The organism is Bacillus sp. PS95 (genome assembly GCF_037963565.1).
Taxonomy (GTDB): Bacteria; Bacillota; Bacilli; order Bacillales; family Bacillaceae; genus Bacillus; species Bacillus subtilis.
Genome location: NZ_CP150160.1, coordinates 1703737 through 1726283, shown reverse-complemented (window position 1 = coordinate 1726283; position 22547 = coordinate 1703737). Strand labels below are relative to the sequence as shown.

At 42.5% G+C, this 22547-nt stretch carries 23 protein-coding genes; all 23 read right to left on the bottom strand.

Annotated elements, in window-relative coordinates; genetic code table 11:
• Positions 1-1317, bottom strand: coding sequence for a flagellar protein export ATPase FliI (gene fliI, locus NSQ12_RS09020; protein ID WP_015715886.1), 1317 nt, complete (start codon positions 1315-1317; stop codon positions 1-3).
• On the bottom strand, positions 1314-2066 hold the full coding sequence (fliH, locus tag NSQ12_RS09015; RefSeq protein ID WP_003244804.1) for a flagellar assembly protein FliH: 753 nt from the start codon (positions 2064-2066) through the stop codon (positions 1314-1316). The genes fliI and fliH overlap by 4 nt, the downstream gene beginning before the upstream one ends.
• Entirely contained in the window at positions 2059-3075 is a 1017-nt protein-coding gene (fliG, locus tag NSQ12_RS09010) for a flagellar motor switch protein FliG (RefSeq protein ID WP_003231981.1), read from the bottom strand. Before fliG ends, fliH begins: the two co-directional genes overlap by 8 nt.
• 12 nt (positions 3076-3087) lie before the next feature.
• The gene (fliF, locus tag NSQ12_RS09005; protein WP_010886506.1) at positions 3088-4698 is read right to left on the bottom strand and encodes a flagellar basal-body MS-ring/collar protein FliF; all 1611 of its coding nucleotides are present in this window, start codon (positions 4696-4698) and stop codon (positions 3088-3090) included.
• Between the two features lie 45 nt (positions 4699-4743).
• Positions 4744-5064: a flagellar hook-basal body complex protein FliE gene (gene fliE / locus NSQ12_RS09000; protein WP_003238544.1), complete on the bottom strand. Its 321-nt coding sequence runs from the start codon at positions 5062-5064 to the stop codon at positions 4744-4746.
• Positions 5065-5074: 10 nt separating this feature from the next.
• The gene (gene flgC / locus NSQ12_RS08995; protein ID WP_163182342.1) at positions 5075-5527 is read right to left on the bottom strand and encodes a flagellar basal body rod protein FlgC; all 453 of its coding nucleotides are present in this window, start codon (positions 5525-5527) and stop codon (positions 5075-5077) included.
• Entirely contained in the window at positions 5527-5916 is a 390-nt protein-coding gene (flgB, locus tag NSQ12_RS08990) for a flagellar basal body rod protein FlgB (protein ID WP_003245656.1), read from the bottom strand. The genes flgC and flgB overlap by 1 nt, the downstream gene beginning before the upstream one ends.
• 379 nt (positions 5917-6295) lie before the next feature.
• Positions 6296-7075 carry a GTP-sensing pleiotropic transcriptional regulator CodY gene (gene codY / locus NSQ12_RS08985; protein ID WP_003220850.1) on the bottom strand — a complete coding sequence of 260 codons (780 nt, stop codon included), beginning with the start codon at positions 7073-7075 and terminating at the stop codon, positions 6296-6298.
• 39 nt (positions 7076-7114) lie between these two features.
• Positions 7115-8527, bottom strand: a complete 1413-nt coding sequence (gene hslU, locus NSQ12_RS08980; RefSeq protein ID WP_256683486.1) for an HslU--HslV peptidase ATPase subunit — start codon at positions 8525-8527, stop codon at positions 7115-7117.
• 7 nt (positions 8528-8534) lie between these two features.
• On the bottom strand, positions 8535-9080 hold the full coding sequence (clpQ, locus tag NSQ12_RS08975) for an ATP-dependent protease subunit ClpQ (protein WP_003238555.1): 546 nt from the start codon (positions 9078-9080) through the stop codon (positions 8535-8537).
• 12 nt (positions 9081-9092) lie between these two features.
• Positions 9093-10007 (bottom strand): tyrosine recombinase XerC, encoded by a 915-nt coding sequence (xerC, locus tag NSQ12_RS08970; RefSeq protein WP_003231988.1) that lies wholly within the window; start codon positions 10005-10007, stop codon positions 9093-9095.
• Positions 10008-10074: 67 nt separating this feature from the next.
• Entirely contained in the window at positions 10075-11382 is a 1308-nt protein-coding gene (gene trmFO / locus NSQ12_RS08965; RefSeq protein WP_003244725.1) for an FADH(2)-oxidizing methylenetetrahydrofolate--tRNA-(uracil(54)-C(5))-methyltransferase TrmFO, read from the bottom strand.
• Positions 11383-11457: 75 nt separating this feature from the next.
• Complete coding sequence (gene topA / locus NSQ12_RS08960; protein ID WP_159376799.1) at positions 11458-13533, bottom strand: type I DNA topoisomerase; 2076 nt, start codon at positions 13531-13533, stop codon at positions 11458-11460.
• A 187-nt stretch (positions 13534-13720) separates the two neighbouring features.
• Entirely contained in the window at positions 13721-14614 is an 894-nt protein-coding gene (gene dprA / locus NSQ12_RS08955; RefSeq protein WP_014479775.1) for a DNA-processing protein DprA, read from the bottom strand.
• A 60-nt stretch (positions 14615-14674) separates the two neighbouring features.
• Entirely contained in the window at positions 14675-15577 is a 903-nt protein-coding gene (gene sucD, locus NSQ12_RS08950) for a succinate--CoA ligase subunit alpha (protein ID WP_003238566.1), read from the bottom strand.
• Between the two features lie 28 nt (positions 15578-15605).
• Complete coding sequence (sucC, locus tag NSQ12_RS08945) at positions 15606-16763, bottom strand: ADP-forming succinate--CoA ligase subunit beta (protein ID WP_003244732.1); 1158 nt, start codon at positions 16761-16763, stop codon at positions 15606-15608.
• A 172-nt stretch (positions 16764-16935) separates the two neighbouring features.
• Positions 16936-17217 (bottom strand): FlhB-like flagellar biosynthesis protein, encoded by a 282-nt coding sequence (locus NSQ12_RS08940; RefSeq protein WP_003232001.1) that lies wholly within the window; start codon positions 17215-17217, stop codon positions 16936-16938.
• The gene (locus NSQ12_RS08935; RefSeq protein ID WP_163182343.1) at positions 17214-18944 is read right to left on the bottom strand and encodes a hypothetical protein; all 1731 of its coding nucleotides are present in this window, start codon (positions 18942-18944) and stop codon (positions 17214-17216) included. Before NSQ12_RS08935 ends, NSQ12_RS08940 begins: the two co-directional genes overlap by 4 nt.
• A 31-nt stretch (positions 18945-18975) precedes the next feature.
• Positions 18976-19743: a ribonuclease HII gene (rnhB, locus tag NSQ12_RS08930; RefSeq protein ID WP_163182344.1), complete on the bottom strand. Its 768-nt coding sequence runs from the start codon at positions 19741-19743 to the stop codon at positions 18976-18978.
• Between the two features lie 70 nt (positions 19744-19813).
• The gene (gene ylqF / locus NSQ12_RS08925; RefSeq protein ID WP_015715878.1) at positions 19814-20662 is read right to left on the bottom strand and encodes a ribosome biogenesis GTPase YlqF; all 849 of its coding nucleotides are present in this window, start codon (positions 20660-20662) and stop codon (positions 19814-19816) included.
• A 142-nt stretch (positions 20663-20804) separates the two neighbouring features.
• Complete coding sequence (gene rplS / locus NSQ12_RS08920; RefSeq protein WP_003220825.1) at positions 20805-21152, bottom strand: 50S ribosomal protein L19; 348 nt, start codon at positions 21150-21152, stop codon at positions 20805-20807.
• 139 nt (positions 21153-21291) lie between these two features.
• Positions 21292-22023 (bottom strand): tRNA (guanosine(37)-N1)-methyltransferase TrmD, encoded by a 732-nt coding sequence (gene trmD / locus NSQ12_RS08915; protein ID WP_080529316.1) that lies wholly within the window; start codon positions 22021-22023, stop codon positions 21292-21294.
• On the bottom strand, positions 22020-22544 hold the full coding sequence (rimM, locus tag NSQ12_RS08910) for a ribosome maturation factor RimM (protein WP_080529315.1): 525 nt from the start codon (positions 22542-22544) through the stop codon (positions 22020-22022). The genes trmD and rimM overlap by 4 nt, the downstream gene beginning before the upstream one ends.
• Positions 22545-22547: the final 3 nt, after the last annotated feature.

The following is a 22547-nucleotide window of genomic DNA, read 5'->3' as shown; positions in this document are numbered from 1 at the left end:
TTATTCCTCATTTCCTGTCAAACTAGTTAATGCAGCAATGCTTTCTTCCAATAAAGCCGGTTCGTCTGTTCCCTGCTTTAAAAATTGAATAAGCTGCGGATAAAATTGTATCGCTTCATCAATTTCTCTGGATGATCCTCTTTTGTAAGCTCCGATATTAATGAGATCTTCCGAATTTTGATATGTCGATAAAAGTTCACGGAATTTATTTGCCGCATCCAGATGCTGTTTTGTTGAAATGTTTGACATCACCCTGCTGATGCTTTTTAGTACGTTAACTGCAGGAAACTGGCCTTTATTGGCAAGCGCCCTGTCCAACACAATATGTCCGTCTAAAATTCCGCGTACGGTATCGGCAATCGGCTCATTCATGTCATCCCCATCTACCAACACTGTATAAAATGCCGTAATGGTTCCATGCTCGTTTGCACCTGTTCGTTCTAGTAAACGAGGTAAAATAGCGAACACTGAAGGTGTATAGCCTTTTGTCGTCGGAGGCTCTCCTGCAGCCAGTCCAATCTCTCGCTGCGCCATTGCCACCCTTGTAACAGAATCCATCATAAACATGACATTTTGGCCTTTATCTCGGAAATACTCGGCAATTGCAGTCGCTGTATATGCCGCTTTCAATCTCATTAATGCTGGCTGGTCTGAGGTGGCAACGACTACAATCGATCGTTTCAGCCCCTCTTTCCCCAGATCTTTTTCAATAAACTCCCTAACCTCTCGTCCGCGCTCTCCGACAAGTGCAATGACGTTTAAGTCAGCCTCTGTCTGCTTGGCGATCATCCCCATTAAGGTGCTTTTTCCGACACCGCTTCCTGCAAAAATTCCAATCCGCTGGCCTTTACCGACTGTCAGCAAGCTGTCAATTGACCTGACTCCAACACCCATCTTTTCACGGATAGGCGGCCGTTTCATCGGGTTGGGCGGTGATTGCTCCGTTGATACAGGCGAAAGCCCTTTCGGCAGAAGTTTTCCGTCAAGCGGTTCTCCAAAAGCATCGATGACTTGTCCGATCAGTCCGGTTCCAACTTTAACCCGAAGTGATTCCCCAGTAGCTTCTACAATGCTGCCAGGTGCAATGCTCGCAGCCTCTAAATAAGGCATAAGCAAAATATTTTCTTCCTGGAAGCCGACTACCTCAGCTTTAATGACTTTCCCAGATTGTCCTTTTGCATAAATTAGGCACACGTCGCCAATTGAGCTTGCTGGCCCTTTTGATTCAATCATCAGGCCGATTACCCGCTTGACTTTTCCGTACCGTTTATACGAGTCTGTCATTTCTATACAATCTATCAGACTCTGTGTCTTCATTCAGCTGCACCTGCTTCCAGCGCTGTCAGAAGTTTATCTTTCAATTGCATCAATTGTGTGTCAACACTCGCATCTACCCTGCCAAAAGGAGTTTCAATATAACAGGTTCCTTTTTGAGCTTTTTCATCAGCATATATGCCAAGCCGGCATTCTTTATAAAGAAGCTGCTGGATTTCATCTTTTTGCTGAAAGATTGTCTCATAGTAATATGGATCAACATAAATTGATATATCGTCATATTCCTTCACTTCGTTTATAACCTGTTGTACAAGCAGGAGGAAAGCCTCTTTATCATCAGATTTTTGCTGCCAAACTTTTTTTGCTAGGGCAACGGCAAGCTCAACGATTTCTTCATTAGCGTCTTCAAGCTTGTCCTCAACAGCTTTTCTGGACATTTCAGTTATACTGTTTGCTTGGCCGATCAGTTCTGCATACTGTTTCATTGCCTCAGCTTTGCCCAGCGCTACTCCTTGTTCAAAGCCCTCGGCTTTTGCTTCTTCAATAAGCTTCTGTTTTTCAGCCGCCCAATCGTTTTTCTCCTGTTCAATTTGACGGCGAATATTTTCTATATGACTGTTTGCCTGCTCAGAAATCCGATCAGCTTCCTCTTTCACTCGGGCCATAAGCGCCTCCGGGTTCTCTTCAGCCTGCAAAAGGTGAGAATGATCAATACGCACCTCTTGTATAGAAAGTTTTCTTTTTTCCTTTTGTGGAGAAATAGATGATTCTTGTTTAATGATATTAGACAATAATATCATCCCCTCCGCCTCTTGCTATCACAATTTCACCGGCTTCTTCAAGCTTTCTGACGATGCTTACAATTCTCGATTGAGCTTCTTCTACATCTTTCAAGCGTACAGGGCCCATAAATTCCATTTCTTCTTTGAAGGTTTCAACCATACGCTGTGACATATTGTTGAATACAATTTCTTTGACTTCCTCGCTTGCAACCTTTAATGAAAGGAGCAAATCGTCGTTCTCAACATCGCGAATGACTCTCTGAATGGCACGATTATCAAGTGTGACAATATCTTCGAAGACAAACATCCGCTTTTTAATCTCTTCAGCAAGATCGGGATCCTGAATTTCCAATGAATCCAAGATCGTCTTCTCTGTCCCTCTGTCTACCCCGTTTAACACTTCCACAACAGCTTCAATTCCGCCTGTTTGTGTATAATCCTGAGTAAATGCAGAAGATAATTTTTGTTCCAGAATCCGTTCTACCTCATTAATTATTTCTGGAGACGTTCTATCCATGACCGCGATTCTTCTCGCAACCTCAGCCTGTACTTCAGGATTCAGCTCGGATAAAATTTGCCCAGCCTGCACTGGATCTAAATAAGACAAGATTAACGCCATCGTCTGCGGATGCTCTTGCTGGATAAAATTCAAAATTTGTTCAGGCTCCGCTTTTCTGGCAAAATCAAATGGTTTAACCTGCAAAGAAGAAGTCAGCCTGTTTAGAATGTTCTCCGCCTTATCCTCTCCAAGCGCCTTTTCCAGAACTTGTCTTGCATAGCTTAAACCGCCTTGAGAAATATAATCTTGCGCAATGGCTATATTATGAAATTCTTCTATGATTTCATCCTTTTTTTGATGATCGACGCTTCGAACACCTGATATTTCCAGAGTAAGCCTTTCAATTTCTTCATCGGTTAAGTGCTTATAGACAGAAGCTGACACATCTAACCCCAAGGAAATCATGAGAATGGCTGCTTTTTGTTTTCCTGTAAGCTTATCTTGATCACGTCTCGCCATTTCTAATTCCTCCTAATCCTCGGCCAGCCAGCTTCTCAGCAGTTTTGCAAAATCTTCCGGCTTGTCTTTCGCCATCTTTTCAAGCTGTTTTCGTCTGACTGATTCCGCTGTTTCATTTTCCTCTTCGTTGATATCAGGCAAATTGATTGGTTCTTGAGGAACCTCATACTCATATTCCTCAAATTCATCCTCTTGCGCCCGTTTCTTTCTGATAAGCATAATGATCAGAACAATGATCGCTGCGATTAAAACACCGCCTACAATATATGCCCACAGCGGGATACCTGAGGATTCTTCCGTATTTGTATCCAAATTGACTTTTCCGTCGAATGGCTGAACGGAAACAACAATCTTATTATTGATATCAGCATCAGATAAATTCTGATTTTGCGTTTCATCTTTATCCAAAGATGTTCTGACTACAGTTGAAAGGATTTTTTGTATATCATCCTGTCTTTCAGTTGATAGCGACGCTGTGTTTTTGGCATCAGGCGGCTCTACCATTACTTGAATCCCTAAATCTCTGACCTTATAAGGACTTTCAGCGATTTCTTTATGAATTCGGTTAACCTCGTAATTGATTTTGTTGCTGTTTTTTTCGTAGTTCCCGCTTTCGGTATTTTCACCGTCAGCCTTATAATTTGTAACATCTTCCTCGCCGGTTCCGGCAGTTCCGCCGTTGGCTGCACCGTCGCCCTGATATGTTTCAGATACCTTTTCAGCGCTGACTGCAATACCTTCCATGTTTTCTTTATCCACAGGCTCGACAATGTCTTCTGTCCGATTTTCTTTTGTGAAATCAATGTCTGCTGTAACGGAGACAACGACTTTATCTTGGCCCATCATCGTACCCAGCAATGACTGTACATGTTTTTGAATGTCTTTTTCAACTTGAGACTTAATTCCTTGCTGAGAAGAATAACTATCCGCGTAGGACCCTGCATCGCTGTCTGATTTGTCGTAGTATGTAGAATTTTGGTCCATGATGACGATGTTATCTTCTTTTAGGTTTGGCACGCTTTTAGATACCAGATGATATAATCCGTTGATTTGGCTTTGATCAAGTGTATAACCCGGTTGAATCTGCAAAACGATTGATGCAGATGCTGCAGATTGCTCCTCACCGACAAACACAGCGTCTTTCGGGAGATTAATCATTACTTTTGAATTTTTAATACCGTCCATTTCATTGATCAAGTTTGACAGTTCTGTCTGTGTAGCTTTCACTTTCACCATATCAAACTCATTGTCTGTCAAACCAAAGCCGGCATTCTGTCCAAAAAACGAATAATCAATTGATCCCGTTTTAGGAAGTCCTTCTGCAGCCATCTGCACTTTCAAAGAATCAACCTGATCCTCCGGAACACTAATCACTGTACCGCCATTCGAAAGTTCGTTTGGCACTTTTTTTGCATCCAATTCTTCTTTGATTTGTCCTGCTTCTTCGGCGGACAAATCTTTGTACAGCGGCGCCATTTTAGAATTCGAAGCAAAAACACTAATAATAATTCCAATAATAATAATTGCCGCTAAAGCACTAACCATTAAAATCTTTTGTAATTTAGATCTATTTTTCCAAAACTCACTCGTTTTGTTTTTCATTTGCATTAGAGTACGATTCATGTTAACCCCCGGTCATTCCACTCTTTCTCTAAATCGTCAGACCCCCTACATTTGCATTCTCATAATCTCCTGATAAGCTTCCACAGCTTTATTGCGGAACTCTGTTGCTGCAGTTAGAGAGATGCTGGCTTTTTGAGCAGCGATCATGACCTCATCAAGATTTACATCTTTTCCTGCAGCCAAGGCATTAGTCATGTTGTCAGAAGCTACTTGGGACTCATTTAACGAACTAATAGAGTTTTTTAAAAGCTCCGAAAAGCTTGTTTGATTTGAAGAATCTGTTTTTTGGCTATTGTTTACTTGATTTGTTGCATTTTGAGTGTTTTGAGTATTTTGAACCTGAAAAGGAGAAATTGCATTAATCACATTCATTCACCTACTTTCCGATTTCTAACGCCTTCATCAGCATTCCCTTTGTGGCATTCATCGCCGTGACATTCGCCTCGTATGATCTGGTGCTGCTGACAAGATCAACCATTTCCTTTAATGGATCAACATTAGGCTTTTGTACATATCCTTCAGCGTTTGCATCAGGGTCTGTCGGATCATAGACAAGATTAAAATCTGAACCATCCTCCGTAATTTTTGAAACCTTCACACCGTTTCCAGCATTCCCGCTTCCGCTCATTTGAGAATTGAGAATAGAAGAGAACGATTCACCTTTTGACTGAAGGGAAACCATTTTTCTTCTGTAAGGCACCCACTCTCCATTCACCTGCTTAGCTCTTGTCGTATCCATATTTGCTAAGTTAGATGATACAACGTCCATTCTGACTCGCTGAGCTGTTAAAGCCGATGCTGAAACATTTAAGCTATGAAAAGCTGTCATCATTTTCCTCCTGTTAATACGGTCTTCAGCGAATTAAATTTACCGTTCATTCTTTCAACCAAAGCTTGATAGTTGATTTGATTTTGCGCCAATTCTGTCATCTCTTTGTCAACATCAACATTGTTTCCGTTTTGCTGATACGATGTATCTCCGCTCGCAACAATTGAATAATTCGAATCAGTATCAGAAAAATCAACATGACGATAGTCTGTTTTTATCGCTTCAAGACGCGAGGATTCTTGATCTAATAAATTTTGGAAAGAGACTTTTTTTGCCTTATAGTTCGGTGTATCTATATTGGCGATATTATTAGTTATGACTTTTTGCTTAATATCCGCTCTACTCAAGGCATTTTCAAGATTTTGTATCGTTCCAGAAAATAAGCTCAAATCCACTTACCTCCATTTCAGTTTTTTTCACCCTCAATATCCTTGTCGAGAATTGTAAAACTATATGCTTATTGTAAGAAATAACAGGCATAAAGTCTATGAAGTTCGTGTAAAAAAATGTCCTCACAATTATCTATTTTGCAACTAGGTATAAAGTCCTAGATTGTTAGAACTACATTTCTCGCCTTGATATAAGCCTGAAAATAGCAGAATTTCTGTTTTTTCTCCTTTCTTTTCGGCATTTTTGAAACTTTTTGAAGAAAAATGCAAAATTTATTAAAATTATTACATAGAAAGACTTTCAACCCAGGAAATAAAGCTTATTGATTTCCTTTATTTGAAATAAAAAAAGAACCCTCAAAAAGGGTTCTTTTTGTGATTAATGAGATTTTAGATTTTCTAATTCAATTAGGAATTTGTTGTTTAGTACCTTGATATAAGTACCTTTCATTCCTAATGATCTAGACTCGATAACACCGGCGCTCTCCAGCTTTCTGAGTGCGTTCACAATAACAGAACGGGTAATGCCGACACGGTCAGCAATTTTACTTGCAACAAGAAGACCTTCATTTCCGTCAAGCTCCTCAAAAATGTGCTCAATTGCTTCAAGCTCACTGTAAGAAAGCGAGCTGATAGCCATTTGTACGACAGCTTTGCTTCTTGCTTCCTCTTCAATTTCTTCTGCTTTTTCTCTTAGGATTTCCATTCCGACAACTGTTGCGCCGTATTCAGCTAGAATTAAGTCATCGTCATTGAATTGATCTTGTAAACGCGAAAGAATAAGTGTTCCTAATCTTTCCCCGCCTCCGATGATCGGCACAATTGTTGTTAAACCAGCTTGAAACAGGTCTCTGTTCTCAACAGGGAAAGCAGTATATTCACTATTAATATCCAAGTTAGAAGATGTTTCAGGGACATTAAACAGATTTTTCGTATATTCTTCAGGGAATTGACGATCCTCAAGCATTTTTTTCATACGATCATTTTCAATTTGCTGGTTAATAGAATACCCAAGGAGTTTCCCTCTGCGGCTTACAACGAAAATATTGGAATCAATTACATCCCGCAGCGTCTCCGCCATTTCCTTGAAGTTTACCGGTTTCCCTGCCGCAGCTTGCAGCATGGAGTTAATAATTCTTGTTTTTTGTAATAAAGCCATGATAAATAATCCTCCTAAACATTCCTCATATTAAATTTTTCACAATATAAATTGACTTAAATCTTTGTTTTTGGCTATCGTTCCGAGCTTTTCTTCGACATACTGTGGTGTAATCGTTATTTTCTCCATCGTTACATCTGGAGCTTCAAACGACAAATCTTCTAATAGGCGTTCAAGTATTGTATGAAGGCGTCTCGCACCGATATTATCTGTGTCCTGGTTCACATGATAAGCAACTTCAGCAATCTTATGAATAGCTTCGTCAGAAAATTCAAGAGATATACCTTCTGTCTGCAATAATGCCTGATATTGTTTCAGCAGCGCATTATCCGGCTCAACCAAAATTCTCACGAAGTCGTCTACCGTGAGTTTGTTCAGTTCTACACGAATCGGGAAACGCCCCTGCAGCTCAGGAATCAAATCAGACGGTTTGGCCATATGAAACGCTCCTGCTGCAATAAATAATACATGGTCTGTTTTTACAGAACCATATTTTGTGACAACGGTAGAACCTTCAACAATCGGAAGGATATCCCGCTGAACGCCTTCTCTTGAAACATCGGCAGAAGAAGATGCACCGCCGTTCTTTGCGATTTTATCAATCTCATCGATAAAGATAATCCCGCTCTCTTCTGCTCTCTGAACAGCTTCCTGGCCGACTTCATCCATATCGATGAGTTTGCTTGCTTCTTCATTCGTCAGGACTTTTCTGGCTTCTCTGACTGTCATTTTGCGCCGCTTCTTTTTCTTTGGCATTAATCCGCTCAGCGCATCCTGCATGTTCATACCCATCTGCTCCATACCCGAGCCCTGCAGCATGTCAAACATAGAAGGCTGCTGCTCTTCGACTTCTACTGTTACATAGTAGTCTTCGAGCTCTCCTAAAGCCAGCTGATGCGCCATTCGTTTTCTTTTTTCTTCGATGTTTGCTTCTTCCTGGCTCTCCGCCTCATCTTCACCATTCGGCTGGCTGCCTCCAAAAAACATTTCAAACGGATTTTTAACGCCAGATTGTTTTTTCTTCCCAGGAACTAACAGACGAACAATGCGTTTGTTTGCATTTTCTTCTGCCTGTTCCTTTACTTCATTCATTTTCTCTTCTTTTATAAGCCGAACAGAAGTCTCCACAAGATCTCTGACCATTGATTCAACATCTCTGCCTACATAGCCGACTTCGGTAAATTTAGTAGCTTCAATTTTGATAAATGGCGCACCTGAAAGCTTAGCGATTCGTCTGGCAATTTCAGTTTTCCCGACGCCGGTAGGACCCATCATTAAAATGTTTTTCGGAACGACCTCGTCCTTCAGCTTTTCATCCAGAAGACTTCTTCTATAGCGGTTTCTTAATGCCACGGCGACAGCTTTTTTCGCATTTTGCTGACCGACAATATATTGGTCTAACCGATCTACAATCTGTCTAGGAGTTAACGGTTTTTTTTCCATGCGCCTCAAGTCCTTTCTATTCAAGCTCTTCCAGTATGATTTGATCGTTCGTGTAAACACAAATTTCGCCTGCTGTTTCTAACGCGGCTCTGGCAATCTCACTTGCAGACATGCTTTCACCGGCATGCTTTTTCAGTGCTCTTCCCGCTGCCAAAGCGTAATTGCCTCCTGATCCAATCGCGAGAATGCCGTCATCTGGTTCGATCACCTCGCCTGTTCCCGATACGAGAAGCAAAGTATCCTGATTCATAACAATCAGCATGGCTTCGAGCTTTCTTAGCACTTTATCACTGCGCCATTCCTTCGCAAGCTCAACAGCCGCCCGTTTTAAGTTGCCGTTATATTCTTCAAGCTTAGCTTCAAACTTTTCGAATAAAGTGAAAGCGTCTGCAACAGATCCCGCAAAACCAGCAAGAACTTTGCCGTTAAACAGTTTTCTCACTTTCCGTGCCGTGTGTTTCATGACAACAGCCTGACCAAATGTTACTTGGCCGTCTCCGGACATAGCGCTTCGTCCTTTATGCTGTACGGCAAATATTGTGGTCGCATGAAAAGATGACATAAAGGGCCTCCTTTAATTTTTCTTAAATGCTCTTGGATGGTGAGACATATATGTGTTTCTCAACATTTCCTTCGAAACGTGCGTGTATATCTGTGTAGAAGACAGATTGGAATGCCCGAGCAGTTCTTGAACGCTTCTCAAATCCGCTCCTTCATTTAACAGATGCGTGGCGAACGTATGTCGAAGCATATGCGGATGGATATGTAAAGTGCTTGACGCTTTTTGAACAAGCCCGCTTAAAATATGTCTGATGCCACGGGCTGTAAGCGGTCCGCCTCTTTGATTTACGAATAATAGATCATGAGGTTCTTTTGCCTTCATCAGCAAGCACTGTCTTCCGCTATTCATGTATACCTTCAACGCTTCGCGGGCATAAGACCCAAAGGGGATATAGCGCTGCTTCTTGCCTTTACCGTGAACAAGCACAGTGTCCATAAATAAATCAACGTCGTTAATAGTTATGGAACAGCATTCACTGACCCTCATTCCAGTGGCATAGAGCAGCTCTAACAGCGCTTGATCCCTCATTCCGGCCGGCTGGCTTATATCTGAAACTTCAAACAGCTCCTCAAGCTCTTTTTGATATAGAAACTTCGGTATCCGTTTCTCCTGTTTTGGCAGATGAACAAGCTGAAACGGATTTTCTTCAATAAGCTTTTCCCGCATCAGAAACTTATAAAAGCTTCTTAATGCAGATATCTTTTTGCTTATTGTTCTTCTCGATAAACCTTTTTCATAGGCTTCTGTCAAAAAAATCCTAGTATCTTGATATGCAGCTTCTTCAAATCCATTTATACCTTGAACGCGCAGGAAAGTCTCGAATTCTTCAATTGAATCCACATAATTCACAATAGTATATTGTGAATAATTTTTTTCAATTTGTAAATATTCAACGAATAACTTTACGAAATTCTTAACATTCTCCATGCCTAATACCTCCCCAGGAAGGGCTTTTAAATGGTATCACAAATCGCGCTCAGGTTGCAATCAATACCTATATTGTTTTCGAAATTGTTTGAATTGTTTCAATCGCACGGTTCGCGTATTGTTCATTTCGTTCTTTTTTATTTTTAATTTTAACTGGCAATTCTTTCAAAAGCCCAAAGTTTGCATTCATCGGCTGGAAGTTCTTCTGGTTTGTTGTTGTAATATAATGTGCCATACTGCCAATTGCTGTTTCCTGAGGGAAGATCACAAGCTCTTCTCCCAATACAAGCTTCGCCGCATTAATGCCTGCTACAAGTCCTGAGGCAGCTGATTCCACATATCCTTCTACTCCCGTCATTTGGCCTGCAAAGAACAGATCACTGCGGTTTTTAAATTGATAAGTCGGCTTTAACAGGCTTGGAGAGTTAATAAATGTGTTTCTGTGCATCACGCCATATCTGACGATTTCTACATTTTCAAGTCCTGGAATCAACTTGAGAACTTCCTTTTGGTCTCCCCATTTTAAATGAGTCTGGAATCCTACAATATTATAAAGTGTTCCCGCAGCATCATCCTGTCTGAGCTGAACGACGGCATAAGGGCGTTTTCCTGTAACAGGATGCTCTAGACCAACCGGTTTCATCGGACCGAAAAGCATTGTTTTCTTACCCCGTTTTGCCATAACTTCAATCGGCATGCAGCCTTCAAAGAAAATCTCTTTTTCAAATTCTTTTAACGGCACTGTTTCTGCTGATGTTAATGCTTCATGAAAACGGTCAAACTCTTCTTCTGTCATCGGGCAGTTCAAATATGCTGCTTCACCTTTATCATAACGGGATTTTAGGTACACTTTATCCATATCAAGGCTGTCTTTTTCTACAATTGGCGCCGCTGCGTCATAAAAATATAAATAGTCCTCTCCAGTCAGCTCCTTCAGCTGGGCAGACAGCGATTCAGATGTTAACGGACCCGTTGCGATGATAGTAGGGCCTTCAGGAATTTCAGTCACTTCTTCATTAATAACGGTTACGTTTGGATGATTTTTCACCCGATTTGTCACACTTGCGGCAAATTCATGACGGTCTACTGCTAGAGCGCCCCCGGCAGGCACCGAACATTCGTCAGCCGCAGCGATAATGGCTGAATCAAGCGCACGCATTTCTTCCTTTAATACACCGACAGCGTTAGCAAGTGTATTAGAGCGAAGAGAGTTGCTGCAGACAAGCTCAGCAAATTTATCTGTATGATGCGCAGGCGTTTGTTTAACTGGCCGCATTTCATACAATTTGACTTGAATCCCACGTTTGGCAAGCTGCCATGCTGCTTCACTTCCTGCGAGTCCGGCTCCGATTACATTCACTGTTTGTTGGTTCATCTTTCACATCTCCTAGTTTATTATTCAAGGCCTTCTTTTAACACACAAAGAAGGTGAGCAAGACCCTGCTCACCGCTACTTCTGTGGTTCTTCCTTATAATCGCATTCCACGCATTGGACTTGTATACCTTTTTTGAGTTTTTTCTCGACGAGCATTTTTCCGCATTTCGGGCATTTTCGTTCAATTGGTTTGTCCCATGATACGAATTCACAGTCCGGATAACGGTCACAGCCGTAAAACACCCGTTTCTTTTTCGATTTTCGCTCAACAATGTTTCCTTCTCCGCAGCTCGGGCACTTCACACCGATTTGTTTCACAATCGGTTTCGTGTTCCGGCAGTCAGGGAAGTTGGAGCAAGCTAAGAATTTACCGTACCGTCCCATTTTATATACCATTGGAGAACTGCACAATTCACAATCCTCTCCAGCATACTCTGGTTCAATCTCAACTTCCTTCATTTCCGATTCGGCTTTTTTGACGCGTTTTTCAAAATCGGTGTAGAAATTATCGATAATCTTGACCCATTCGGTATTTCCTTCTTCAACATGATCAAGATCTCTCTCCATTTTAGCTGTAAACTCAACGTTAATGATCTCAGGGAAAAACTCCATGATCAAGTCAAGAACGATCTGACCTAATTCAGTCGGAACGAAACGTTTATTATCCAATGCCACGTAGCCGCGCCGCTGAATAGTATCAAGTGTCGGAGCATATGTGGATGGACGGCCGATACCGCGTTCTTCAAGGGTTTTAACAAGCCGGGCCTCAGTATATCGCGGAGGCGGCTGGGTAAAATGCTGCTCAGGTTCTATATCTTTTGATAATACCGTGTCGCCTTCTTGTAAGTCAGGCAGCATCCGGTCTTTTTCTTCCATTTGATCGTCTTTTCCTTCAACATACACCTTCATAAACCCGGAAAACTTGACTTTACTTCCATTTGCACGAAATGTCAAACCGTTGTTTGTCAGGTCGACACTCATTGTATCGAGAACAGCCGGTGCCATTTGGCTGGCAACAAAACGCTCCCAAATTAATTTATACAGTCTCATTTGGTCTCTGCCGAGGACTGCTTTTAATTCACTTGGTTTTCTAAGAACTGATGTCGGCCGAATTGCTTCGTGGGCATCCTGGGCATTTTCATTCTTTTTCGCAAGCTTCCGTTTTCCGCCTAGGAACTCTTTTCCATATGTCTGATCAATAAATGCAGCTGCTTCATCAACAGCCGTATTTGAAATACGGGTTGAATCCGTTCTCATATACGTGATCAGACCAACCGTTCCTTCTCTTCCTAAATCAATTCCTTCATATAATTGCTGTGCAATCATCATCGTTTTCTTCGCTCTGAAATTGAGCTTGCGAGCCGCTTCCTGCTGCAGGGTAGAAGTGGTAAAAGGCAAAGCAGGATTACGTTTGCGTTCCTTTTTGGTTACTTTTTCAACTGTATATTGATTCCCTTTGAGCTGAAAAAGAATCTCTTTTACATCAGCTTCACTATTTAAAGGAAGTTTTTTGCCGTTTTTCCCGAAAAAGCTCGCTTCAAAGGTTTCTTGACCTTTTAAGAACGTACCGTCAATTGTCCAATATTCCTCAGGCTTAAAGTCGTTAATCTCTTTTTCACGGTCAATAATCAAACGGAGGGCAACGGATTGCACGCGTCCTGCGCTAAGCCCTTTTTTGACTTTTTTCCATAAGATTGGACTGATTTTATATCCGACAAGCCTGTCTAAAATACGTCTCGCTTGCTGTGCATCCACTAAATCCATATTGATCATGCGGGGATGCTTAAACGATTCCTTAATAGCGTCTTTTGTAATTTCGTTAAACACCACACGGCAGTCTGAGTTGAGATCTAAATCAAGACTGTGTGCCAAATGCCATGCAATCGCTTCCCCTTCTCTGTCGGGGTCGGCTGCGAGATACACTTTTTTAGCTTTTTTCGCAGCCGTTTTCAGCTCTTTTAATACCGGGCCTTTACCTCGAATGGTAATATATTTCGGTTCAAAATTCTGTTCTATGTCAACTCCCATTTGACTTTTTGGAAGATCCCGGACATGTCCCATTGATGCTTTTACTTTATATTTTTTACCTAAGTAACGTTCAATCGTTTTCGCCTTAGCGGGCGATTCCACGATGACTAGATAATCAGACATTTTCATCCCCCTCAAGAGGTGTTCTCTCTCTTTTCAAGATATTTCAATTTTATTTTTGCAGCTGTCTTTATTTGGCTTTCAACATTTCATTCTTTATCATGAACGTCATTAATTAAATAGAAAACAATATGCAACTTTAAATCCTCACTATTATTAAATATTACAATACCGTTTGTCAAACGATAATTCAAAAGGGTTCCGTATATTGAACGTTTCGCTCAGGAAGTTCCTCGAAAATATCCTCTGCTGACCATATGGCTTTAGCCCCCTGCTGGATCAGTTTTATAGGACCTCCGGCGTAAGGGTCAAACAATGAACCGGGTACGGCAAATACCTCTCTCCCTTGTTCCAATGCTTGATAGGCAGTAATCAGTGAACCGCTTTTTTCTTTGCCCTGAACGACAATAACGCCTTCACTTAGTCCGCTGATAATACGGTTTCTCATAGGGAAATGCCATTTTTGGGGTTTAGTTTCAGGTGGGTGCTCTGACAGCAGGATATGGTGTTTAGCCATGTGATCTGCTAACTGAAGGTTTTCTCGGGGATAAATGTGTTGAAATCCGCCTGCAATGACGCCAATTGTCCGCCCCTTCGCCTTAATACTTGCAGCATGGGACATTCCGTCTATCCCAGACGCCAGTCCGCTGACAATCACCCAACCTTTACGACAGATCTCTTTTGTAAGATGATTGACAACTTGTTTCCCATAAGCTGTTGGATTTCTTGTCCCTACAATTCCAATTTTTCTCCCTTTCGAAAGAAGAGTCATATCACCTTTTGCAAACAGTACGGCAGGGGGATCATAAATGCTTTTAAGCCAGAAAGGATATTGCTTTGAAGAAATAGGGATGGTGTTAATGCCTTGCTCACGATAAGCAGCAAGTACACGCGGGAGCTTTGGATAAAATTGTTCTATTTCGTTTTTTAATGCAGCTGCTTTTATTTGATCACGAGTAACCGTTTGTAACACGGGTGATGTCAGCGACATAGACGGATCGGCTTTCCACCATTTTAATAGAAGGGATGGGGATAATAATTGATTGATTCTGCAAATCGTTAGGCAGGCAGCGGCCTGATCCAATAGATTGACCTCCTTTTGTTAGAAAAAGCAGGAACAGCCTCGACGGCTGTCCCTTTTTTATTAATGCGTTTTACAAGTTTCGAACAAGTTCTTCTCTTTCAGCACCTTGATTAAGGTTTCACCCATGACAGAAGGTGTCTCTGCAACTTCGATTCCGCATGCATTAAGGGTTTTGATTTTTTCATCAGCTGTCCCTTTTCCGCCGGAAATAATGGCGCCTGCATGCCCCATGCGCTTCCCAGGAGGTGCTGTTTTACCGCCGATAAAACCGACTACCGGTTTTGTCATGTTGGCTTTTACCCACTCTGCCGCTTCCTCTTCGGCCGTACCGCCGATTTCGCCAATCATGATGACTGCGTGTGTGTCAGGATCTTCGTTAAACGCTTTTAAAACGTCAATAAAGTTTGTTCCATTTACAGGGTCGCCGCCGATTCCAACAGCTGTAGATTGCCCTACACCCGCTTCTGAGAGCTGGTGCACCGCTTCGTATGTTAATGTTCCTGAACGTGATACAACGCCTACATGACCCTTTTTATGGATGTATCCGGGCATAATGCCGATTTTACATTCTTCAGGCGTAATGACACCAGGACAGTTCGGCCCTATCAGTCTCGTTTTCTTGCCTTCCATGAAGCGTTTGACCTTCACCATATCCAAAACCGGGATATGTTCTGTGATACAAATCACGAGATCAAGCTCCGCATCTACCGCTTCCATAATTGCATCAGCTGCAAACGGTGCGGGCACATATATAACAGACGCGTTAGCGCCGGTCGTTTGAACTGCTTCAGCCACTGTATTAAATACAGGAACACCTTCCGCTTCTGTTCCGCCTTTTCCAGGTGTTACACCGCCAACGATATTTGTACCGTATTCAAGCATCTGCTTCGTATGAAATAAAGCGGTAGAACCTGTAATCCCTTGCACAATAACTCTTGTATCTTTATTAATGAAAACACTCATTATTTGGTCCCCTGCCTTTCATTCTTTCTTAAACTAAGGATACGATTTTCTGCGCGCCGTCAGCCATTGATTCCGCAGATGTAATGTTTAATCCTGATTCACTAAGGATTTTCTTCCCTAGATCCACGTTTGTGCCTTCAAGACGGACGACAAGCGGCAATGTCAAACCAACTTGTCTAGTCGCTTCAACAACCCCTTCTGCGATGACATCACATTTCATAATGCCGCCGAAAATGTTGACAAAAATCCCTTTAACGTTTTGATCAGAAAGAATGATTTTAAATGCTTCCGTGACTTTTTCAGCGGTTGCACCGCCGCCCACATCAAGGAAGTTGGCCGGTTCTCCTCCATAATGCTTGATAATATCCATCGTGGACATTGCAAGCCCCGCGCCGTTTACCATACAGCCGATATTTCCATCAAGGGAAATGTAGCTTAGATCATATTTGGACGCTTCAATTTCTTTCGGATCTTCTTCATCCAAATCTCTGTATTCCATAATGTCCTTTTGTCGGTACAACGCATTGCTGTCAAAATTCAATTTTGCATCAAGCGCCATCACATTTCCGTCGCCGGTAACAACAAGCGGATTGATTTCGGCGATTGAGCAGTCTTTCTCAACAAACGCTTTATATAATCCAAGCATAAATTTAGCAGCTTTTCCCACGAGCTCTTTTGGAATATTAATAGCGAATGCAATTTCTCTGGCTTGATAGCCTTGAAGGCCAACAGCCGGATCAATGACAGCTTTTTTGATCTTTTCCGGTGTTTTCTCCGCAACCTCTTCAATTTCCGTTCCGCCTTCTTCAGAAGCCATCAAAACGATTCTTGAAGTGGCGCGGTCAAGCACTAGACCGATGTAATATTCTTTTTTAATATCGCAGCCTTCTTCAATAAGTAAGCGTTTTATTACTTGGCCGTCCGGACCCGTCTGATGTGTAACTAGGGTCTTACCTAATAGTTCTTCGGCATACGCTTTTACTTCGTCTAATGATTTTGCTATTTTTACCCCACCAGCTTTGCCTCGACCGCCAGCATGAATTTGAGCCTTTACGACATAAACCGAGCTGGATAAGCTCTTTGCACTCTCAACTGCTTCTTCTGCTGTAAAAGCCACTTTACCTTCAGGAACAGATACCCCATATTTTCTGAGGACTTCTTTTCCCTGGTACTCATGGATATTCATTTCCCATCCTCCTAACTTATGTAACAAAACTAAAATAGACTGCGCTTTCATTCTATAATAATACTGGAAGAATTGTCTACAGTTCGATGCAAAATCTTTTAATCCTTCTAAACATTCAAACTTTTACTTTATTAAAAACATAAATTTCAAAGGAGGATGGGGAATATTTTAGCTATTTTTTGTTTTTTACGCTTTCGTCCAATTTGTAAATGAATGAAAAAATCTCGGCTACCGTTTCATAAAGAGCTTCAGGAATTTGATCATCTACCGTCAAATGGCGCATTAATTCGACAAGGGTCCGATCTTCTTGAATCGGGACCCCTGCTTTTTTCGCTTCTTTGATAATGTTGTCAGCTACATGGCCCTTCCCTGTGGCAATCACTCTCGGCGCCTTGTCTTTTTGTTCGTCATAATGGAGAGCAACAGCTTTTCTGATCGGTGTCTGCTCTTTCATATTTTCACATCCACTTCCTGATCACTGATACTTGTTATATATTGATCGATTGAAGCCTTTTCTTCGGTGTGAACCCTTTTTTTAGCGTTTACCCCTGAAAGGCTGTACCCCATTTCCTTTAGCCCCTGTTTAAGCGCGGGCACCATCGGATCGATCGCAGCCTGCAGCTCGAAATCAGTCTCTATTGTAATGGTCATGACTTTTTGCTGTACCAAGCAATCAACGACGGTTTCTTTTAGTGTATCAAGCTGCAGCAAAAACAAAAGGCGGCAATGGGAAGGATCAAGCTTTCCATTCGCTTCTTTCTTTCCTTTAAACAGAACAGTCATGTCCTGAACCCCTGACTTCGAAAACATCGGAAATGACATTACAATTTGGCTGTATGATGGATGGTCCTGCTGCATGAAAAGCTGGCCATTTAATTTATGAAAAAGCTGATCGGCTTCTTGTTTGACTGGTTCGGCTACCTCATGCGATGCTCTTAAGGCAGAAAGAGCCAGCTTGATGGATTGCATTTCGCCAGATGTGACTGCGCTTCCTTGTTCAAACGCTTTAATGAACGCAACCTCGTCCCTTGCGCCGATTGCCGTTTTCACTTTGGATAAGAAAGAAAGAACATCTGCCTTATCCGCCAAATGGGGTGCTGTCTGCTGAACAGCCTTTAAAAAGACTTCGGCTTCCTGGTCTGTGACTTGTGCCGCCTGTAAAACAGCTGAAGCTGCAAGTGACTTACTATCACCCGATGAAGCAGCCGCTTTAATCCAATTTGCTGCTTCTTTCACAATTTGGAGACTGTTTTTTTCAGCAGATTCCGTCAGCTTCACCAGCAGCTGGCGGGCTTCTTTAATTGGAATGTCTGCTGCTGTTTTAACAGGCTCTTCTTGTATGCTTCTATGTTCTGCTGTGTGATTTGCAATCGGCAGGCTGGCTTTTCCGGGGGAGCCAGCTGGTGTGCTAAGCTCCCTGCTTCCAGCTGTATTCGTCGGAGAAGGTGCTTTCGTATTGTCGGTTAAAGAAATAAGCTTATCAATCAGCCGTTCTGCATGGACATCGATTTCACTATTTAAAAGCACCGTAACTGCTTCCTTTAGCTTTGACATCATTTGGCTCTGCTGAGGGTTTTGGTCGATTGCCTGTAGCAGCTGGGATACGTGCTGATGCAACGGAGCAGGTGATTTCACAGCGTGAACACCATTCAAAATCTCGGAGTGAATGGGAAGATCACGCTTTAAAGCGAAGAGAACCGTTTCAACTGCTTTTTTTGTGTCTTGCGAAGGCAGCGTGTCCATCCAGCGGACAGCTGTTTTGATATCATTTTCTGTTACGGGTGTTTTGCTCTTCAGCATCGCTCCTGTCATCATGAGAGCTGCGTTTGACGTCTTCACTGACAAGGCATTTAAAAGCTTGCCAGCTGCATCCTGAATGGTTTTAGGATTTTGATCAAAGCTTTGAACGACCTGAAGACGGCCTGCTTGTTCTGCCGTTTTTTTTTCGTAGGAAAACCAATAGTATGCCTGAGGACGAAGCTGAGTTTCAAGTTTTCCCTGAACAGTTTGATTGCCGACTTGAATCAGAGCATGCTGATCTCCTAGTAAACGAAGCACTTTTCCTAAGAGGAGACGCTTCTCCCCGTTTAGCGCTTCGTTTACTTTTGATGTTTCCTGCGGGACGGCTGTACGCCCGAAAAGGTGCTGCAGCGCCTTTTGCACATCATTTCGTATGTTCATTTTAAAAAGGTGCCTCCTTGTCCATGGTGATTTATCTGAAAGATTGAACAGGAGCGAAAGTTTTGCGGTGCAATTCAGTTGGGCCGTATGCAGCGAGAGCTTCCAAATGTTCTTTTGTCCCATAGCCTTTATTTTTTTCAAAGCCGTACATGGGATACGTTTCGGCATAAGCGCTCATCATTCGGTCCCTCGTCACTTTTGCGATACACGCACCTGCCGCAATAGACACGCTTTTGGCATCGCCTTTTATAATTGACGCCTGAGCCGTGTCGAGCGGAAGTGTCATTGCGTCAACAAGCAAATAATCAGGTGTATCCGACAAATCCTGTATCGCTTTCACCATTGCCATTTTTGAAGCTTCATATATATTGATCTCATCAATCACAGTAGATTCTACAATTCCTATCCCGACCGCCAGTGCTTCCTTCATAATAAGCTCGTAATATTCCTCGCGTTTTTTCTCTGAAAGCTTTTTGGAGTCTGTCAGCCCAAGTATTTCACATTCCTCTGGAAGGATGACTGCGCTGGCGACAACTGGTCCTGCCAATGGCCCCCGGCCGACCTCGTCAACACCTGCAATCAAGCGAAATCCTTTGTTTCTTGCCAGCCTTTCATAGGAAGTCATATTCACCCATTGTTCTTTCAGCGCTTTTTCTTTCGCTTGCTTTTTAAGCCATTGCTCTACAAGCGTTTGAACGCTTTTTCTCGGGTCGTTTTCGCATTGGGCAATAAATGGGTCTTGTGCATCCTTCACTTCCTGCAAACGGTCTTTAATGTCCTTTACGGTTAATGTATTCACTTTCTCTTCTCCCTTACTGTATGTATCGGTTCAGCCAAGAAAAAATAAAGACCCGCATTTCTGCGCGCCTTTACATCGTCGGCTGTTCAAATGACAGCCTGCCGAACTTTTCAGTGCGAATATCGCGAATGATGACTTCAGTCGTCTTATCGTAGTTAATGAGCCCACCGCTCATGAGACAGCCCCGCTTTTCACCTATTGCATCAAACAGCTCAGCAATGTCCTCTGGGATCTCCTCAAGGCCATAACGCTCTTTAAGCCGTTCTGGGTAATGTTCTTCGAGAAAACGAAGACCAAACACGGCCACGTCCTGCAAATTGATAATCGAGTCTTTAATAGCCCCAGTGACTGCAAGTCTCAAACCGACAAGCTCATCCTCAAATTTAGGCCACAAAATCCCCGGTGTATCTAATAGCTCTAATTCTTTCCCAACTTTGACCCACTGTTGAGAAGTCGTAATGCCAGGTCTGTCTCCCGTTTTTGCTATGTTTTTCTTTGCAAGCCGGTTGATGAGCGTTGATTTTCCGACGTTTGGAATGCCGATAATTAAAGCGCGAATCGCTCTCGGTTTCACACCTTTCGCACGCATCCGGTCAAATTTTTCTTGGAGGATCTCTTTTGATGCAGGCACAATTTGATTTAACCCTTGTCCATTTACAGAATTAATAGACAGAGAGCGGATCCCCTGGTTCTCAAAGTGCTCTTTCCACTGCTGTGTAACTGCCGCATCTGCTTTGTCAGCCTTGTTTAACAGCATAATTCGCGGCTTGTTTTTTAGAATATCTTCAATCATTGGGTTTCTTGATGACATTGGAATTCTGGCATCTACCAATTCATATACGATATCGATTAATTTTAATTTTTCGGTTACTTCCCTTCTTGCTTTTGCCATATGGCCCGGGAACCATTGAATTGTCATGTGACACGAACACCGCCTTTATCTTCAGTATGCATGATTCATTGTTGTCCTTTATGTATTTTACGATGCCTGTCCGGCATTTTCAAATTCTGTATAAAAAAAGAGCTTGTTACAGGTAACAAGCTCTTTTCGTTCGTTATCATTATCGTCTGATCTCTTTAATACGAGCCGCTTTTCCGCGAAGTTCACGCAGGTAGTAAAGTTTAGCACGGCGTACTTTACCGTAACGTACAACTTCGATTTTCGCGATTTTTGGTGTGTGTACTGGGAAAGTACGTTCAACGCCAACACCGTAAGAAATCTTACGAACTGTGAACGTTTCGCTGATTCCACCACCACGACGCTTAATCACAACACCTTCAAAGATCTGGATACGCTCACGGTTACCCTCAACAACTTTAACGTGTACACGTAAAGTGTCACCAGGACGGAACGCAGGAAGATCAGTACGAAGCTGTTCTTTTGTGATATCTTCAATTAGTTTTTGCATCGTTTTCAACTCCTTCCAACAGATGCTCTTGGCCACAAAAACCGGCACAGCGGAACATCGTTTTCAAGCTTGCAGCGGATAAGCCCGCTTAAGCCACAAGTAGTATCTTATCACAATTTCATAGCCTATGCAATAAAATCTATTCTTTTTCCCATTCAGAAATCCACTTTCTTTGCTGCTCTGTAAGCGGGTAGTCTTTCAACAGATCCGGACGTCTTAGGTAGGTCCTTCTGATCGATTCTTTATTCCGCCATTCTTCAATTTTTGCATGGTTTCCTGACAAGAGTGTTTCAGGCACTTTTAAACCTTTGTAATCTGCCGGTCTTGTATAATGCGGGTGCTCTAAAAGTCCGGTGCTGAAGGAATCCTCAATATGGGAAGCCTCTTTACCCAGTACACCCGGAAGCAGTCTGACCACACTGTCTGCGATCATCATTGCAGGGAGCTCACCGCCCGTCAGAACAAAGTCGCCAATTGATATTTCATCCGTTACCAAGTGCTCGCGAATGCGTTCATCATAGCCTTCATAGTGGCCGCAAATGAACAGCAAATGCTCTTCCTTAGCTAATTGCTCGGCTTTTTTTTGGGTAAAACGCTCACCTTGCGGGCATACGAGGATAATACGCGGAGCAGCGGCTGCCTTTGATGTCAGGTCCTCGACCGCGTCAAAAACAGGCTGGGGCTTGAGAACCATGCCTGCCCCGCCGCCATAAGGATAATCATCAACAGTATTGTGCTTGTTATCAGAGTACTCCCGGAAATTTACGACTTGAAACTGCACCGCCTCTTTTTCCTGGGCTTTTTGAAGAATCGATGAGCCGAGCACGCCTTCAAACATTTCGGGAAACAGCGTCAAAAAGTCGATTTTCATTCGTCTATTAACCCTTCCATGAGTTCAATCTCAATTTTCTTTTCCCTGACATCGATATGTTTGACCACTGATTCAATGTAAGGAATGAGTGCGTCTTTTTTTCCTTTTCGTCCGATGACCCAAACGTCATTGGCTCCAGGCGTCAAAATTTCTTTGATCTTTCCGATGAGTTCGCCTTCTTCAGTAAATACTTCACACCCAATAATTTCGTGGAAATAAAATTCACCCTCATTCAGCTCTCCTAATTCTTCTTCAGGAACTTTAATGATTGCGTTTTTCAGCTCTTCTACTTCATTTAGGTTTTGTCTTTCTTTAAACTGCAGGAGATGAAATTGCTTATGCAGTCTATGTGTGTTTACCGTTACCTCCACTGGTTCGTTACGGCCGTCCATAAACAAATACAGCGTGTTTCCCGGCTTGTATCGTTCTTCGGCAAAATCTGTTTTTGAAATCACCCGCACTTCGCCTTTGATTCCGTGGGTATTTACGATTTTGCCTACATTAAACCATCGCTTTGTCATATG